Source organism: Amycolatopsis sp. TNS106, from assembly GCF_019330265.1.
GTDB classification, from domain to species: Bacteria; Actinomycetota; Actinomycetes; order Mycobacteriales; family Pseudonocardiaceae; genus Amycolatopsis; species Amycolatopsis lurida.
The window spans coordinates 1,133,236-1,148,238 of the sequence record NZ_CP024972.1 but is presented as its reverse complement, the minus strand read 5'-3'; the positions used below and the strand labels follow the sequence as shown (position 1 = coordinate 1,148,238).

Genomic DNA, 15,003 nt, shown 5'->3' with positions numbered 1-15,003 from the left:
GCGGTCGAACCGAGCAGGGAAAGCCCCCGGCGTTCGTGTCGCGAAAGCCACTTTCGGGACATCACACGCCTCGAAAGTGGCTTTCGCGACACCGGGGCCTCGCCAGAGACGCAGCCGTCAGATCAGCACCCGCTCCCGATCACGAGGAACGACAGCCTGCCAATCCCGTTCGGCGCGCAGCCGTTCGGCGACCGCCTCCGACGCGTCGGGTTCACCGTGCACGAGGTAGGTGGTCTTCGGTGGCGTTCCCGCGGTGGCCCACCGCACCAGCTCGTCCGCGTCGGCATGGGCGCTGAAGGTGTCGAGCTGGGCCACGTCGGCGCGGACCGTCGTGTAGCGGCCGTGGATCTTGATCTGCCTGGCTCCGTTCGCGAGGCTGCGAGCGCGGGTGCCGGGAGCGGCGTAGCCGACGATGAGCACAGTGTGCCGGTAGTCCGGGAGCATGTGCTCCAAGTGATGCAGTACCCGGCCTCCGCTCGCCATCCCCGACGCGGAGATGATGATCGAAGGCATTCTCGGCGCGTTGACCCGCATGGATTCCTCCACGGTCCGCAGCTCGGTCAACGAAGGCGGAGTCAGCGGATCGTGCCCGGCCAGCTCGGGCCGGATCTCCGGCCAGCGGTCGCGGAACGCCTCGCGGTATACCCGCAACGCCGTCAACGCCATCGGGCTGTCCACATACACCGGCAGGTCGGGGATGGACCGCGACCGCATCAGTTTCGCGAGCGCGGCCAGTACCACTTCGGTCCGGTCGACGGCGAACGCCGGGATGAGCACGCTGCCACCACGTCCGGTGGTCCGCCTGACCACGTCGGCGAGCTGGTCCATCGCACCGGCGTCGTGGTGGACGCGGGAACCGTAGGTCGATTCGAGTACCAGCGCGTCGCAGGGTGGCCGCGGCGACGGCGGCCGCAGAAGACTGTGCGCCGGACGGCCGAGATCGCCGCTGAACACGACGTCACGTCCCTCGGAGCGCAGCTGAGCCCACGCGGAGCCGAGGATGTGGCCGGCTCGCCCGAACCGCAGCGTCATGTCCTTGCCCACTGTCGTCTCGGCGCCGTACTCGAGTTCTTCGAGAAGTCCGATCGCCTTCCGCGCGTCGCCCGCGTCGTAGAGCGGCATCGCCGGCCGGTGTTTCGACCAGCCGTACTTGTTGGCGTGCGCGGCCTCCTCGGTCATGAGATGGGCGCTGTCCTCCAGCACGATCGGCACGAGAGCAGCGGTGCCCGGTGTCGCGTAGACCGGTCCGCGCCAGCCCGACCGCACCAGGACCGGCAGATACCCGCAGTGGTCCAGATGCGCGTGGGTGATCACCACGGCGTCGACATCGGTCAGCGCCCGAGGCAGCGGCGTCCAGTTCCGGCGGCGCAGATCGGCGACGCCCTGGAAGAGGCCGCAGTCGACCAGGACGCGGGAACAGGGCGTTTCCAGCAGGTACTTGCTACCGGTGACGGTTCCGGCTCCGCCATGGAAGGTCAGCGCGATGGTCACGTTGGCACCTTTCTCGTGAGGAGCTCAGAATCCGTTTCCGAGGACTTCGTCGACGGCACGTCGGGGGCTCGGCGTCACCAGCCCGGTGGGATGGCCGAAGCGCATGACGGCCTGCGGGAACCCGGGAAGTTCCAGATCTTCGGTCAAGGCCGAGCGGACTTCGGGCAGATGCAAGGGCTGGGTCAGGACCGAACCGGCCAGGCCGTCGTCGACCGCTTCGAGCCAGGTGTCCTGGAGGGCGTGTCCCGCGTGCAGGTGGTCGAACCGGCCGTCATCGATGGTGAGGAAGACGAGCAAGGTCTCACCGGCGAGGCGACGCTGAAGGACTCGGCGATCGGGCAGCGCCGTTCCCGGACGCACCAGTCCCGCCCAGGGGAGCGATCCGGCGGGAAGCGTCCTCGCGGCCAGTCCGACGCCGTGGCGGTGGTACTGCTCGTCGTGGATGGTCCAGAGGGCCAGTTCGCGCTGGTACGCCAGATCGTGCTGATAAGCCTCGGCGGCGAATTCGAGCAGGTCGGCGACTCGGGAGAGTTCCAGCTCGTCGTGGATGAGCCTGGCTTCGACGCCGCTCTCGGCCGCGGCGGCGATCAGGTCGCCGATCTTCTCCCGCGAGACTCTCCGTCCGGAGAAGGGGTGGCGGTAGCTTCCTCGCCGGGCTATCGCCGAGTAGCGGTGCAGGTCGACGTCGGATGGCGCCGAGCGCCCCGTGGTCTCGATCGCGGCGACGATGTCCGGCTCACCGGCCTCCGGGAACATCCGGGTGGCCGGGTCGTAGCCGAGCACCCGGACCGCCAGCTCGACATTGGCGAGGGCGGCGCCGCACGAGATGAGCCGGTCACGGCCCCGGGGGTCGTGTTCGGGCAGTGCCAGGTCGCGGCGCTCACGCAGGAGAAGCCGGTCTCCGTCGAGGTCCAGTCGCCACGGCTGGGTGTTGTGCACGGAGGGCGCCCGCAGCAACGTCCTCGCCAGTACCTCGGTCTCGGCCCTCGTCCACCCGTTCGCCATGTGCCCCGTCCTCAGTCGTCACTCGATCGGCTTCCACGGTGCCCCGGTCTCGCGAGGAGCAGCAGGTACCGAGGGCACCGATCACCGGGACCAAATACCCAGGGCGGTCCCGCTAGGGCCCAAGGTCCCGGTTCGTTGGGACGTCTAGGTGGCTGTCACGATCGAAATTCGCGGGTACCGTCGATGGGGAAGCCGGGACCCCGCAGGAGGAACGAGAGATGGCGACCAAGGTGTTCCTCGTGGACGACCACGAGATTGTCCGGCGAGGGCTGGCGGATCTGCTCGGGAACGAACCCGACATCGAAATCGCCGGCGAAGCCGCCTCGGTCTCCGAAGCACTCGCCCGCATCCCGCACAGCGACGCGGACATCGCCGTGCTCGACGTGCGGCTCCCCGACGGAACCGGCATCGAACTCTGCCGGGATCTGCTGTCCACCGAGCCGGACCTGCGCTGCCTGATGCTCACCTCGTACGCCGACGACGAGGCGCTGTTCACCGCCATCATGGCCGGCGCGTCCGGGTTCGTCCTCAAGCAGGTCCTCGGGAACGACCTGGTTTCGGCGATCCGCACCATCGCGAGTGGCGGCTCGCTGCTCGACAGCCGGACCACCGCCGCGCTGATGAACCGCATCCGGCGCGAACGCGACCAGAACGATCCGACCGCCACCCTCTCCGAGCAGGAACGAACCGTGTTCGATCTGATCGGTGAAGGGCTGACCAACCGCGAGATCGGTGAGCGGATGTTCCTCGCCGAGAAGACCGTGAAGAACTACGTATCCCGGATCCTCGCCAAGCTCGGCATCCAGCGCCGGACTCAGGCCGCGGTCCTCGCGACCGAACTCAAGCGGACCGCGGCGCCCCCGGTGTTCGGCGACCGCTAGGGCCGGCCGGAGTGGTCGTGAGTGGCAGTGATCGTTCTAACCCTCTTTACCACTCACGACCCCCTGCACCGCAGGAAACTAGGTCAGCGGAACGCGCCAGAGCACTCTGGCGCCGCCACCGTCACGGTCTCCGAATTCGGCTTCTCCTCCGCACCTCTCCGCCCGGTCGGCGAGGTTCGCCAATCCACTTCGCCGTCCCGCCTGCGGGATCCCGATGCCGTTGTCGGCGACCTCGATGATCAGCTCGCGGTCCGCCTCGACGCTGATCATGATCTCGTCGGCGCCGGAATGCCGGACGGCGTTGCTCAGCGCCTCGCGGACCACCGCCTCGGCATGCTCGTGCAGGGTCTGCGGCACGAGCGTGTCGACCGCCCCGGCGATCCGGACCGACGGGGTGAGCGTGCTCTCGGTCGTCAACTCCGTGACGGCGTCGAGCAGCCGGCGGCGCAGGCTCTTCGAGGCGTCCGAGCCCGAGGTGTGCAGGTCGAAGATGGACGTCCTGATCTCACGGACCGTGCGATCCAGTTGCTCCACCGCCTGCGTGACCCTGTCCCGCGCGAACACGTCCGGTACCCGGGGCACGATGCTCTGCAGGCTCATCCCGGTGGCGAACATCCGCTGGATGACGTGATCGTGCAGATCCTGAGCGATCCGGTCCCGATCGGCGAGGACGTCCAGCAGCCGCTGATTACGCTGTTTCTCACCGAACTCCAGCGCGACCGCGGCCTGATCGGCGAACGACGACAGCATCGGGAGCTGATCGGCCTTGTACTGCGGGGAACCCTTGTCCCGGCCCGCGACGAGCACCCCTCCGACGCCGGAAGTGCTGTTCAACGGGATCACCGCCGCCGGCCCGAGTCCCTCCAAAACGGGCTCGGCCTGCTGATGGGAGACCGTACCCAGGTCGGGGACGAGACTGGGCTGACCGGAACCGAGCACCTGGTCGATGGCCGGATGCCCACCGGCCATCGACGTACCCTCCAGAACGGTCATCCGCTCCCCCGCGGAGACGCTCACCGTCAGCGGTTGCCCGATCTCCGTGGCGAGCAGGATCAGCACCTGGTCGGCCGCGGAGAGCTCGCGAACCCTGGTGGCGATGAGGTTCAGCGTATCGGTGACCGAGGCTCCGCCCAGGAGCTCACCGTTGACCTCCGCGACCGCTTCGAGCCAGCGCTCCCGCGTCCGTGACCGTTCGAACAGCCGGGCGTTGTCGATGGCGACACCGGCCGCCGCGGCCAAGGCCTGCAGGACGACCTCGTCATCGGCGGTGAATTCGGCGGCACCCCGCTTCTCCGTCAGGTACAGGTTGCCGAAGACCTCGTCCCGGACGCGGACCGGGACACCGAGGAAGCTGTGCATCGGCGGATGATTCGCCGGGAACCCCACCGAGGCGGGATGCAGGGTCAGATCGGGGACCCGGACGGGATGGGGCTCCGCGATGAGCAACCCGAGCAGACCCCGGCCTTCGGGCAAATGGCCCATCTGGGAGCGGGTCTCCGCGTCGATGCCCTCGTAGACGAACTCCGAGAGCCCGTCCTCGTCACCGAGCACGCCGAGCGCGCCGTAGCGGGCGTCGACCAGCTCGACCGCCGCCTGCACGATGCGCTGCAGGGTCGAGTCGAGCTCCAGCCCGGTGGCCACGGCCAGGACAGCGTCGAGCAGGCCCTGAAGCCGGTCTCGGGTCTTGACGATCTCCGACAGCCGCTCTTGGACCTCGTGCAGCAGTTCGTCGAGCCGCAGCCCGGTCAAGACCGCCGCGCTCGGTGGCGTCTCGTCGGACGGACCTCGATCCGGCGGCATTCGGTTGCTCCTCGTGGGTCGGCATGGCGACTCGTCTTAGTCGCCCGATCGGCTCCAGCGTTTCACCACCGGCCGCTCCTGCCAAGCCACGCGGCCGTCAGAACGGCCGATGATCGTCCGGTTGCCACACGATCTCACCGGGTCGGCGGCGGGCGGCGTGCCGAACCGGCCCGTCCGGATAGCCGAGCCGCATGATGAGCTGGGGATGTCCCGGCAGGTTCAGTTCGGCGGTCATCCGCTTCCGGACGGCTTCCTCGTGCAGCAGCTGGGTCAGCACCGACGCGGCCAGCCCTCCGTCGACGGCCGCGAGCCAAGAACGCTGCATGGCCACGCCCGTCGCGACGTGGCCGGCGCGATCGTCCTCCTTCGCCCAGAAGATCAGGACGTTCTCCACGGCCAGTCTCCGCGCGAGGGTCCGGGCGTCCGGGATCAGGCTGGTCCGGCGGACCAGCCCCGCCCACGGAAGGCTCGCCTTGTCGTAGCCGGGCCGGACCAGGCCGTCACCGACACCGTCGGGCCGCCACTCTCCTGTCCACTCCTCGAGTTCTCGCTGAAGTCCCTCGCGGTTTTGAATCGTTCTAGCGGCTTGTTCGAGCAGTACCGAGAGGAGGTCTTCGTCGCCGGCGCGCAGAACCCGGCAGCCGACACCGTGGGGCAACTGTTCGATGACCGGTGCGAGCAGCGACGGCGCTATCGGGATCTCGGCGAACGGACGACGGTGACTTCGCCTGCGCGAGATGGCGGCATACGCGTGCAGCTCACCGTCGGAAGGCTGCTCGCGGCCGGAGGGCGTGACGACGGCGACCAGTGACCCACGTCCGTGGGACATCTCCACCTCGGTGGCCCACCCCAGCACCCGGACGGCCAGCACGAGATTCTCCAGGGCCGCTCCGCAGGAGATGAGCCGGTCGCGACCGGTGGGGTCGTGCTCCGGAAGGGAGAGATCGGTCCGTTCACTCAGTTCCGCGCGCAGATCGGGCAGGGCCAGTGCCCACGGCTGGATGTTGTGCACGGAGGGTGCGCGGAGGACCGCCCGCGCCAGGACCTCGATCTCACCGTCGGACCACATTCGCTCATCGCGGGGGTTCGGCATGTGCCTTCTTCCTCTCCCGGAACGCGTCGACGACGCTGGGCAGTGTCGGGTACAGCGAGCCGGGGCCGATGAGCCCGAGAAGGCCCGCGGCTTCGAGATCTTCGCGCAGCTCCTGTTTCACCCTGGCGAGCGCGAACGTGATCCCGCGTCGTCGCAGCTCCTCGCAGAGCCCGCGCAAGGCGTCGGCCGCGGTGATGTCGAGTTCGACGTTGGCTTCGGCGTTGAGGACGAACCATTCGACCTCCGTCCCGTCGTCCAGTGCGGCGAGGGCTCGTCGCCGGAAGTCGTCGGCGTTGGCGAAACACAGGGGCGCGTCGTAGCGATAGATCACCAGGCCCGGCTCGGTCGTCGCGTGCGGATAGTCGCCGACATCGTGCATGCCGGGTACGCCCGGAACGAACCCGAGTACCGCACCGTGCGGCCGCGCCAGCCTGCGCAGCAGATCCAAGATGGACAATCCGACGGCGGCCAGCACGCCATACAGGACACCCAGCGCGACGACGGCGAGCAAGGTCGACACCGCCAGGACGAACTCGCTCCGGCGGAACCGCGCGATGCGCCGGAATTCCCGGGGATCGATCAGCTTCAACGCCGCGTAGACGACTATGGCCGCCAATGCCGCCTTGGGGAAACCTGCCAGCAACGGTCCCGCGAAAAGAACCGTCAGCACGACGGTCGCGAGCGCGGCAAGGGAGTACAACTGGGTCCGGGCACCCATCGCGGAGGCCAGAGCGGTCCGGCTGCCGCTCGAACTGACCGGAAACCCGTGCAGAAGTCCCGACGAGAGATTCGACGCGGCCAGCGCCCGCAACTCGCGAGTGGAATCGACCTGTTCGCCGCGCCTGCCCGCGAAAGCGCGAGCCGTCAGGACATTGTCGGAGAAGCCGACGAGGGCGATCCCCAGCGCGGGCAGCAGCAGGTTCACCAGATCCGCGCCGTTCACCACGGGGACCGCGGGCACCGGCAGCGCTCCCGGTACCGGCCCGATCACCCTGATCCCCTTCTCCGTCAAGGAAAAGACAGTGACGACGGCGGTCGCCACCAGGATGACGGCCAACGGCCCGGGGAAGCGTGGAAGCCAGTGTTGCACCGCCAGCAGGCCGGCCAGCACGAGACCACCGAGGATCAAGGTCGGCCAGTGCGGGTGCGCGATGTTCACGAGGAACGAGCCGAATTCCGCGATCATCCCGTCGCCCGTGACGGGGACGCCGGTCAGCTTGCCCAGCTGGCTCACGATCATCAGCACCGCGATCCCGGCCATGTAGCCGGTCAGTACCGGTTTCGACAGCAGTTCCGCCAGCACGCCGAGCCGGGCCATACCCCCCAGTAGGCACAAGCCGCCGACCACGAGCGCGAGCATCGCCGCGAGCGCTCCGTAGCGGGCGGGATCACCCGCGGCGAGTGGGCCGAGCGCGACGGCAGTCATCAAGGCGGTCGTCGATTCCGGACCCACCGAAAGCAGCTTCGACGAACCCAGCGCCGCATAGACCGCCAAGGGACCGATCACCGCCCATAGACCGACCTCCGGTGGCAGCCCCGCGACCTCCGCGTACGCCATCACCTGGGGCACCAGATACGCGGCGACCGTCGCCCCGGCCAGCAGGTCACCTCGTAGCCACGAGCGCTGATAGCGTGCGAAGGAGATCTTCATCGAGGTCTCCGGCGAACCGCCGAATACAGCGAAGGCGGCAAGCGGGCGAACAACTTCCCCTCCTGGGGCAGGGAGCTTTCCTCGTCGAGGAAGCGCAGTACCGGCTCCGCCGACGATCGGTCGAACAAGGCCGCGAAGACCCGTTCGAGCTGAGCCGGGTCCCGTGCCACGACGTCGAGGAGCGTGGCGTCGAACAGCAGGTGCCGCGCCTTGGGCGTGGGCAGGTCGAAGGGATGTCCTCGGCACGCCAAGGATCTCGCGATCGCGGCACTGTCGGCCTGGATACGCTGGAAGGCGTAGCCGGTCGACGCCTTGACCAGCCCGGCTTTCGTCCCGATGGCGAGGATCGAGCCGCGTCTGCGGTCGACGGCCGAAGCGGAGAGCGGCAGGGAAGCCGATTCCTCACGGGTGACCGCGTATTCCCGCACACCGAGAACCGTGGTGAGGTATTCCCGCAAAGCGGTTCGCTGTTCCTGCGGATACGCCACACCCCGCGACCGGGGCGGCGCGAAGGACGTGTACTCGACCAGGGCTTCTCGCGGACCTCGCGGCAAGACGTAGACGAAGCTCGCGGCGCGGTTCTGGGAGGTACGGAAGTCGAAGAAGGTGGGCACGGCCGAGTCGAACGCCGGTTCGGCCGTGCGCACGTGCCAGCCGCGGAAGATCAGCCAGCCGTCCACGCGGGCCGGGTGGGGCCGATGAACGCTGTCGAAGATCCAGTCGGCCCTCGACACTTCACCGTCCACAATGGCTTCCGCGCCTTGACCCGCCTGCCGGATGTCGGTGATCCGGCCGCGGCGGAAGACGACGTCACCGCGTCTCGCCGCGGCCTTGCCGACCGCCGCCGCCAGATCGTCGCCACGGACGAAGCGGTACTTGTACCGGCCGAGACCGACGACCCGGCTGCGCCCGGCCGCGTGCACGTGGAACCGGTCGAACGTACGCGAAACCGCTTCATCGAGGAGTCCCGGCTCGACGGACCAGGACGCCCAGCCCGCGGTCGCGAGCGGCCGGCGACCGTCGTCCACGACGATGATCGGCCCCAAGGGTTCCGGCCGCGCCACCAGATGGGCCGCGAGGCTGAGGCCGCTGAGTCCTCCGCCTGCGATGAGGATCGTCATCGATCGAGTGAACGGCTCCACGGGCCCGCGCGCCAGTGACCAGAGGCGCACCCGAGGTCCCGGGAATCCGGGACCAACGGCACCGGACCGCGTATCCGCCGCAGCTTAGCGTTGCCGTGCAGGGCCGTTGCGAGTGGAAAGAGCCGATGATGAACCGAACCCTCCGGCTGGCCGGGCCGATCGTCGTCGGCGCCGACGGATCCACCGGCGCCCGTGCCGCCGCCACGTGGGGTGTGCAGGCCGCCGACCGGCACGAGACCTCCCTGGAACTGTGGCACGCGCTCGGGATACCGGACTACTACCTCGGCAGCGTTCCGCCGTCGGACGAACTCCTGCGCAAGGTCAAGAACCGCGGGGAGACCATCCTTCGTGAAGCAGCGGACACCGTGGGGCGCGCGTACGGCCCCGTCGTCCGGACTCACCTCTCCGACGACTCCGCGGCCCCAGCGCTGATCGAGGCCTCCGGCATCGCCCGCCTGATCGTCCTCGGTGCCACCGAGCACAACCGCTTCACCGCGCTGTTCGGCGGATCGGTGACGACCACGCTCGCCGGGCACTCGCACTGCCCCGTCGTGTCGGTACGGGGCCACACGTGGGATCTGCCCACGGCGTGGAGACAACCCGTCGTGGTCGGCGTCGACGGAAGCCCCACCGCCGGAACCGCGATCGCCGCCGCCTTCGACGAGGCTTGCGCCCGGGGAGCCGATCTGGTCGCGGTGCACGCCTGGGAAGACGTCTCTGCTTCCCGCTCCTTCGGTGATCCCGCGGGCAACTACGGCTGGGACGCGTTCACGGAGTCCGCTCGGCGGATGCTCACCGAGCAGGTGTCGAAGTTCCGCGACGGCTATCCCGACGTCGAGGTGCACCAGGTGGTCGTGCACGACGAACCCCGCCAGGAACTGCTGCGCTGGAGCGGCAAAGCGCAGCTGATCGTGGTCGGCGACCGGGGCCGCGGCGGGTTCCGCGGTCTCCTGCTCGGCTCGACCGCGCAAAGCCTGATCCACCACGCCGCCTGCCCGGTGCTGATCGCCCGCACCGCGGCTTCCTGACAACGAAGGAGCGCCCCCATGTGCACCACCGTTTCCGAAGTCATGACCACCGACCCGGTCACCGTCGCGCCGGACACCGGGTACAAGCAGATCGCCGCTTTGCTGGCAAGGCGGCGGATCAGTGCGGTGCCCGTCGTCGACGAGGGCGGAGCACCGGTCGGCGTGGTGTCCGAAGCGGATCTCCTGGCCCGGTTCCGCGCTCCCCGGCCCGCCCTGTTCGCCGGTCACCATTCGAGGGGCGAGGCGCGCAAAGCGAGGGCGTCGCGCGCCGAGGACCTGATGACCTCACCGGTCGTGACGATCGACGCGGGCGATTCCGTCGCGGCCGCGGCGGTACGCCTCGCCAAGAAGGACGTGCGGCGGCTGTTCGTCGTCGCGGACGGGAGACTCGTCGGTGTCGTGTCACGCCGGGATCTGCTGTCCGGGTTCCGGCGTGCCGATGAGGACATCCGCGCCGAGATCGACCGCGACGTCCTTGCCCGCACCCTGCGGGTCGCACCCGGGCAGGCGTCCGTCACGGTCGCCGACGGGGTGGTGACGCTGCTCGGCAGGCTGGACAACCGCGGCGCGGTCGAACGCGCCGGCGCCCTCGCCGGTGAGGTCCCCGGCGTGGTCGACGTGCGGAACCGGCTCGACTTCGTCTGGGACGACGACGCCATCCGGCCCGCTTCCCTCGGTAGCTGAGCCGCGGGACCTTCGGCCTGTGCTCCGGGGAATCCCGGCGGACCGAAGGGCCACTTCGCCCGGGGCGTCCGCCTCATTCGCGTCTCCGACGAGGCGAGCACGCTGGGCGTACAGGTCGGAAACCCGCGGATCGGAAGCGAGGCGCCTCCCATGTCGGCCACGAACAACCACCAGGAACCGACTCCCCTCGCCCGCTATGCGGATCTGAAGGATCGACGGCTCGCGCTCACCTTGTCGCGTGAAGACCTCGAGGAAGAGCACGACCGTGATCCCCTGGAGCGGATCACCTGCCGGACCCATCGCCGCTGGCTGCACCAGTGCGTGTCCTCGCCGCTGCACGTCATCATCGTGACCGGCCACCGCTGGTGCCGCTCCTGCTCTCTCGCGCTTTCCGTCGCGGTCGACGAACTCGCCGGAGACGTCACCTTCTCCTGCCCGGGCTGTGGGCGGGCGGCGCCGACCAGGGCCACCCGTCAGCTGATCCGAGCATGCCGGGCGAGTCTTGCCGCGGCGCATGACGATGGCCTCGCGTACCCGGGCCTTTCGGCCCCAGAGCCGCGTGCCGTGTCGTAACACACTCGAATCGACCTCGAAACACCGATCAGAGGAGAGTTCCATGACCACCACCGAAAGCGGGCATCGACGCAGTGTTCCCGTCGAACATCCGGAAGTCCATGATGGACGGTCACGGGGCGCCGCGAGTCTCGCCGTGCTCCGCGTCGCCACCGGTCTGCTGTTCCTGTGGGCGTTCTTCGACAAGACCTTCGGTCTCGGTTACGCCACTGCCTCCGGCAACGCCTGGATCAACGGCGGTTCGCCGACGAAGGGTTTCTTGAGCCGGGTCGACGTCGGCCCGTTCGCCGAAACCCTCCGCTCCTGGGGCGGCACCTGGTGGGCGGACTGGTTGTTCATGGCGGGCCTGCTCGGCATCGGGCTCGCGGTCACCGTGGGCGTGGGACTGCGGCTCTCCGCCATCACCGGCAGCGTGATGATGCTGCTGATGTGGGTCGCAGAGTGGCCGCCCGCCCGGACGAACGGCGCGGGCGAGCCGACCATGTCGACCAACCCGATCATCGAATACCACGTGATCTACGCGCTGGTGCTCATCGCGCTGGCCGCGACGGCCGCCGGGAACACCTGGGGGCTGGGAAAGCAGTGGCGGCGCCTCTCCTTCGTGGACCGTAACCACTGGCTTCGATGACCTCTCCGAACAGCCGTCCCGGCACCGTCGACCCCCCGGTGCCGGGATTTCGTTCGCTCACAGCCGGCGAAGATGGTGATCGTTCCATGGCCGTTGCCGGACGAGGACCCGGACGGCGCCCGGGTCGGCTCCTTCCCGCGACACGAATACCGGGTCGAGGTCCACGTCGACGACCTCCGGCACCAGCTCCATGATCCGGTCGGTCCGCAGGAGCAACTCCGAGAGCGCGGCACGGTCGAGGGCGTTGCTCGCACCGAACAGCGCCTTGCTCGCGTGCAGGCTGTCGACCAGAGCCTCGGCATCGGTGGTGCTGAGCGGTCCCAGACCGGTCGACCGGTCGTCGAGCAAGGCTCCGTCGATACCGCCGAGTCCCAGGACCACGACCGGGCCGAACACGTCGTCGGCCTGGCCGCGGATCAGCAGCTCGCGATCACCGAACCGGCGCCGGGTCACCCGGATCCCGAAACAGGCGAGCAGATCCTCACCGTCCTTCCGGGACAGCCACCCACCACCCGGATGCGCGGCGAGGTACTCACCCACCAGCCGGGTCGCCGTCGCGAGATCGATACCGGCGAGATCAGGCCTGCCCCTCTCCCCCGCCTCGAGCCAGCGGGTTCGTTCGGACAACTTCGCCAAGACGGCGGCGGCTTCCTCGACATCGGCGTAGCAGGGAATCCCGTGGTGCGGGACGACCGACTCCAGCTGGCCGAGCCGCACGGCGAGGACGGTCTTGCTCTCCGGCACCGCGACCAGCCCGGCCAGCGGATCGCCGACGCCGGTGGGTACGCCGGCGGCGATCACCGCGTCCACACCTTCGTCAGCCAGGACCTCGGAGACGCAAGAGGCGAAGGTGTCGGCCGTGACTGCGGCGCTCGTGTCGAGCGGGTTGCCCACGCTCGCGTGTTCGGGCAGCAGCCGCCGGAGAGCATCCTGAGTCCGCCGGTTCAGTCCGGGCAGGAGCAGGCCATTGCGAACGCATGCCTCCGCACCCAGGACCGCGGCGCCGCCCGCGTTGCTCACGACGACCACCCGTGAACCGGATGGCAACGGCTGCCACGAGAGCGCGGCGAGCAGTCCGAGTACCTCGGTCACCGTGTCGACGACGAGGACACCCGCCTGGCCGAACAACGCGAGTTTGGTCGCGGCCGGGACCGCTCGCGCGGCCGTGTGCGCCGTTGCGGCCCGCTGCGCCGCCGCGGTGGCGGCCCCGCGGATCGCGACGACCGGCTTATCCCTGGCGAGAGCGCGCGCCAGCCTGCTGAACTTCCTCGGATTGCCGAAGGATTCCAAGTACAGCACGGCGATGTCGGTTTCCCCGTCACCGCGCCACCACCGCAGGAGATCATTGCCGCTCACGTCGTACTTGTCGCCGGTGGAGACCAAAGTGGACAGACCGAGTCCGAGGCAGGCGAGCGCGTCCATCAGCGCGATCCCGAAACCGCCGGACTGGGTCACCACCCCGACGCGGCCTCGCCGAGCGGCCCGGTGAGCGAACGTGGTGTCGAGACGGGCCGACGGAGAGGTGTTGGCCACGCCGAAGCAATTGGGGCCGACCAGGCGAATCCCGTACCTGGCGACGAGCTCACGGACACGGTGCTCCAGCGGCGTCCCGGTCAGCCCGGCCGTGACGAGCACGATCGCTCGCACGCCGGCGCGCCCGCAGTCTTCGACGACGCCGGGAACCGACTCCGCGCGAACACAGATCACCGCCAGGTCGACCGTCGCGTTCAGGGCGGACACCGAGGGACCACAGGGAACGCCGAGGATCTCCTTGGCGTTCGGGTTCACCGCGTACGCGTCCCCGGTATAGCCGGCGTCGAGCAGGTTCCGCAGGATCGCCCTGCCCACCGAGTCGTCACGCCTGCCCGCCCCCACGACGGCCACCGAGGCCGGGGCCAGCACCGTACGGAGGCTCGCCACGTCGGCGAGTCGTTCCCGCTCCTCGATCCGCTCGAGGTATCGGTCGGGCTCGCCGAGTTCGATCTCGACGTCGAGCTCCGGCCCTCCCCGTCCGATGACGTACGGGAGGCCGAGGTCGGAGAACACCTTGATCATCCGGGTGTTCTCCGCGAGCACCAGCGCGACGAAACGGTGGATGCCCTGCGCCAAGGCCAAGGACACGAGATGTTCGAGCAGCAGGGTGCCGACCCCGTGTGCCTGGGCCGCGTGGTCGACGACCAGCGCGATTTCGGCCGAGTCGTCCTCGGACCATGGGCGATAGTGGGCGATCCCGATGAGTTCGTCACCTCGGAACGCTCCGATACCCGGGCCGTCGATCGCCAACCGGCTCAGCAGATCCAGCCTCCCCGGATGGGCGGTGAAGAAGCGCAGATAGCGGTCGCGCTCGTCCAGCCGCTGATGCAGGTTCAGGACGGCGTCGAAGTCCTCGGTACGCAACCGGCGGACGGTGACCATGTCGCCGTCCGCCAGCAAGGCACTCGTCCCGGCCGTCATGTCGCCGCCGGATTCCCGGTGACCAGCACGACGGCGACCACGCCCGGCACCGTGCGGGCGAGCGCGTCGAGCACCCGCCGTTCGGCCTCGTCCCGGAACTCACCGGCGATGTTCACGTAGCCGCCATCGACCTTGACCGTCCACTTCGGACGATGTCCGGCGTAGTCACTGATCAGGCCGTGCACCTGTGCGGCGATCGCGTCATCGGGCCGGACGAGCGGCCGGAGCAGGTCACGCCTGCTCACCACACCGACCAGGACGCCCTCCTCGACGACCGGCAGGCACCGCAGCCGGTCGGCCAGCATCCGCCTGCCGATCTCCGCCACCTCGGTCGACGGCGAGATCACCTCCACCGGCGTGGACATCAACGCCCCGACCGTCATCCCGTCACCGCCCGCCCGGATTCCCCGCAACGCGTCGAATTCGGTGAAGGTCCCCAGGACCCGGCCTTCGTCGTCGACGACCGGAAGGCCGGCGAAGCCCTTCTCGGTCAGCACCGCCACCGCCTCGCGAAGTGGTGTCGCGGGAGTGGTCGCCACTGCCGGACTGGACATGATCTCCGAAGCACGCATC

General features: G+C 69.2%; 13 protein-coding genes. 5 read left to right on the top strand and 8 right to left on the bottom strand.

Features of this window, described 5'->3' with window-relative positions; translation table 11 throughout:
* Positions 1–117 precede the first annotated feature (117 nt).
* Both CVV72_RS05190 and CVV72_RS05185 read right to left on the bottom strand, forming a co-directional pair.
* Positions 118–1,491 carry an MBL fold metallo-hydrolase RNA specificity domain-containing protein gene (locus CVV72_RS05190; protein WP_219151281.1) on the bottom strand — a complete coding sequence of 458 codons (1,374 nt, stop codon included), beginning with the start codon at positions 1,489–1,491 and terminating at the stop codon, positions 118–120.
* Between the two features lie 24 nt (positions 1,492–1,515).
* A complete protein-coding gene (locus CVV72_RS05185; protein ID WP_219151280.1) occupies positions 1,516–2,496 on the bottom strand; it encodes a nitroreductase family protein in 981 nt (326 codons plus the stop codon).
* A 218-nt stretch (positions 2,497–2,714) separates the two neighbouring features.
* Between CVV72_RS05185 and CVV72_RS05180 the strand changes: the two genes are divergently transcribed.
* Positions 2,715–3,377, top strand: a complete 663-nt coding sequence (locus tag CVV72_RS05180) for a response regulator transcription factor (RefSeq protein ID WP_219151279.1) — start codon at positions 2,715–2,717, stop codon at positions 3,375–3,377.
* Between the two features lie 78 nt (positions 3,378–3,455).
* On the opposite strand, the gene CVV72_RS05175 is transcribed toward CVV72_RS05180, so the two are convergent.
* The 4 genes from CVV72_RS05175 to CVV72_RS05160 form a co-directional block, all read right to left on the bottom strand.
* Positions 3,456–5,177, bottom strand: coding sequence for a GAF domain-containing protein (locus CVV72_RS05175; protein WP_219151278.1), 1,722 nt, complete (start codon positions 5,175–5,177; stop codon positions 3,456–3,458).
* A gap of 97 nt (positions 5,178–5,274) precedes the next feature.
* A complete protein-coding gene (locus CVV72_RS05170) occupies positions 5,275–6,270 on the bottom strand; it encodes a nitroreductase family protein (protein ID WP_255632533.1) in 996 nt (331 codons plus the stop codon).
* Positions 6,251–7,921 (bottom strand): SulP family inorganic anion transporter, encoded by a 1,671-nt coding sequence (locus CVV72_RS05165; protein WP_219151277.1) that lies wholly within the window; start codon positions 7,919–7,921, stop codon positions 6,251–6,253. Before CVV72_RS05165 ends, CVV72_RS05170 begins: the two co-directional genes overlap by 20 nt.
* On the bottom strand, positions 7,918–9,042 hold the full coding sequence (locus CVV72_RS05160) for a lycopene cyclase family protein (RefSeq protein WP_219151276.1): 1,125 nt from the start codon (positions 9,040–9,042) through the stop codon (positions 7,918–7,920). Before CVV72_RS05160 ends, CVV72_RS05165 begins: the two co-directional genes overlap by 4 nt.
* 149 nt (positions 9,043–9,191) lie before the next feature.
* Here CVV72_RS05160 and CVV72_RS05155 point away from each other — a divergent pair, with 149 nt between their 5' ends.
* From CVV72_RS05155 to CVV72_RS05140, 4 genes are all read left to right on the top strand, one after another.
* Entirely contained in the window at positions 9,192–10,091 is a 900-nt protein-coding gene (locus CVV72_RS05155; protein ID WP_255632532.1) for a universal stress protein, read from the top strand.
* An 18-nt stretch (positions 10,092–10,109) separates the two neighbouring features.
* Positions 10,110–10,775, top strand: coding sequence for a CBS domain-containing protein (locus CVV72_RS05150; RefSeq protein ID WP_219151274.1), 666 nt, complete (start codon positions 10,110–10,112; stop codon positions 10,773–10,775).
* 150 nt (positions 10,776–10,925) lie between these two features.
* Positions 10,926–11,348, top strand: a complete 423-nt coding sequence (locus tag CVV72_RS05145; RefSeq protein WP_255632531.1) for a hypothetical protein — start codon at positions 10,926–10,928, stop codon at positions 11,346–11,348.
* Between the two features lie 43 nt (positions 11,349–11,391).
* Positions 11,392–11,976 (top strand): DoxX family membrane protein, encoded by a 585-nt coding sequence (locus CVV72_RS05140; RefSeq protein ID WP_219151273.1) that lies wholly within the window; start codon positions 11,392–11,394, stop codon positions 11,974–11,976.
* A 57-nt stretch (positions 11,977–12,033) separates the two neighbouring features.
* Here the strand turns inward: CVV72_RS05140 and CVV72_RS05135 are convergent, their stop codons facing one another.
* Positions 12,034–14,430 (bottom strand): GNAT family N-acetyltransferase, encoded by a 2,397-nt coding sequence (locus tag CVV72_RS05135; RefSeq protein WP_219151272.1) that lies wholly within the window; start codon positions 14,428–14,430, stop codon positions 12,034–12,036.
* Positions 14,427–15,002, bottom strand: coding sequence for an HPP family protein (locus CVV72_RS05130; protein ID WP_219151271.1), 576 nt, complete (start codon positions 15,000–15,002; stop codon positions 14,427–14,429). Before CVV72_RS05130 ends, CVV72_RS05135 begins: the two co-directional genes overlap by 4 nt.
* Between the last annotated feature and the right edge of the window lies 1 nt (position 15,003).

Bases quoted from the DNA above. Each gene is read 5' to 3' on its own strand.
- CVV72_RS05185 (WP_219151280.1), bottom strand. From the start codon at position 2,496: ATGGCGAACGGGTGGACGAGGGCCGAGACCGAGGTACTGGCGAGGACG.
- CVV72_RS05180 (WP_219151279.1), top strand. From the start codon at position 2,715: ATGGCGACCAAGGTGTTCCTCGTGGACGACCACGAGATTGTCCGGCGA.
- CVV72_RS05175 (WP_219151278.1), bottom strand. From the start codon at position 5,177: ATGCCGCCGGATCGAGGTCCGTCCGACGAGACGCCACCGAGCGCGGCG.
- CVV72_RS05170 (WP_255632533.1), bottom strand. From the start codon at position 6,270: ATGCCGAACCCCCGCGATGAGCGAATGTGGTCCGACGGTGAGATCGAG.
- CVV72_RS05165 (WP_219151277.1), bottom strand. From the start codon at position 7,921: ATGAAGATCTCCTTCGCACGCTATCAGCGCTCGTGGCTACGAGGTGAC.
- CVV72_RS05160 (WP_219151276.1), bottom strand. From the start codon at position 9,042: ATGACGATCCTCATCGCAGGCGGAGGACTCAGCGGCCTCAGCCTCGCG.
- CVV72_RS05155 (WP_255632532.1), top strand. From the start codon at position 9,192: ATGAACCGAACCCTCCGGCTGGCCGGGCCGATCGTCGTCGGCGCCGAC.
- CVV72_RS05150 (WP_219151274.1), top strand. From the start codon at position 10,110: ATGTGCACCACCGTTTCCGAAGTCATGACCACCGACCCGGTCACCGTC.
- CVV72_RS05145 (WP_255632531.1), top strand. From the start codon at position 10,926: ATGTCGGCCACGAACAACCACCAGGAACCGACTCCCCTCGCCCGCTAT.
- CVV72_RS05140 (WP_219151273.1), top strand. From the start codon at position 11,392: ATGACCACCACCGAAAGCGGGCATCGACGCAGTGTTCCCGTCGAACAT.
- CVV72_RS05135 (WP_219151272.1), bottom strand. From the start codon at position 14,430: ATGACGGCCGGGACGAGTGCCTTGCTGGCGGACGGCGACATGGTCACC.
- CVV72_RS05130 (WP_219151271.1), bottom strand. From the start codon at position 15,002: ATGCGTGCTTCGGAGATCATGTCCAGTCCGGCAGTGGCGACCACTCCC.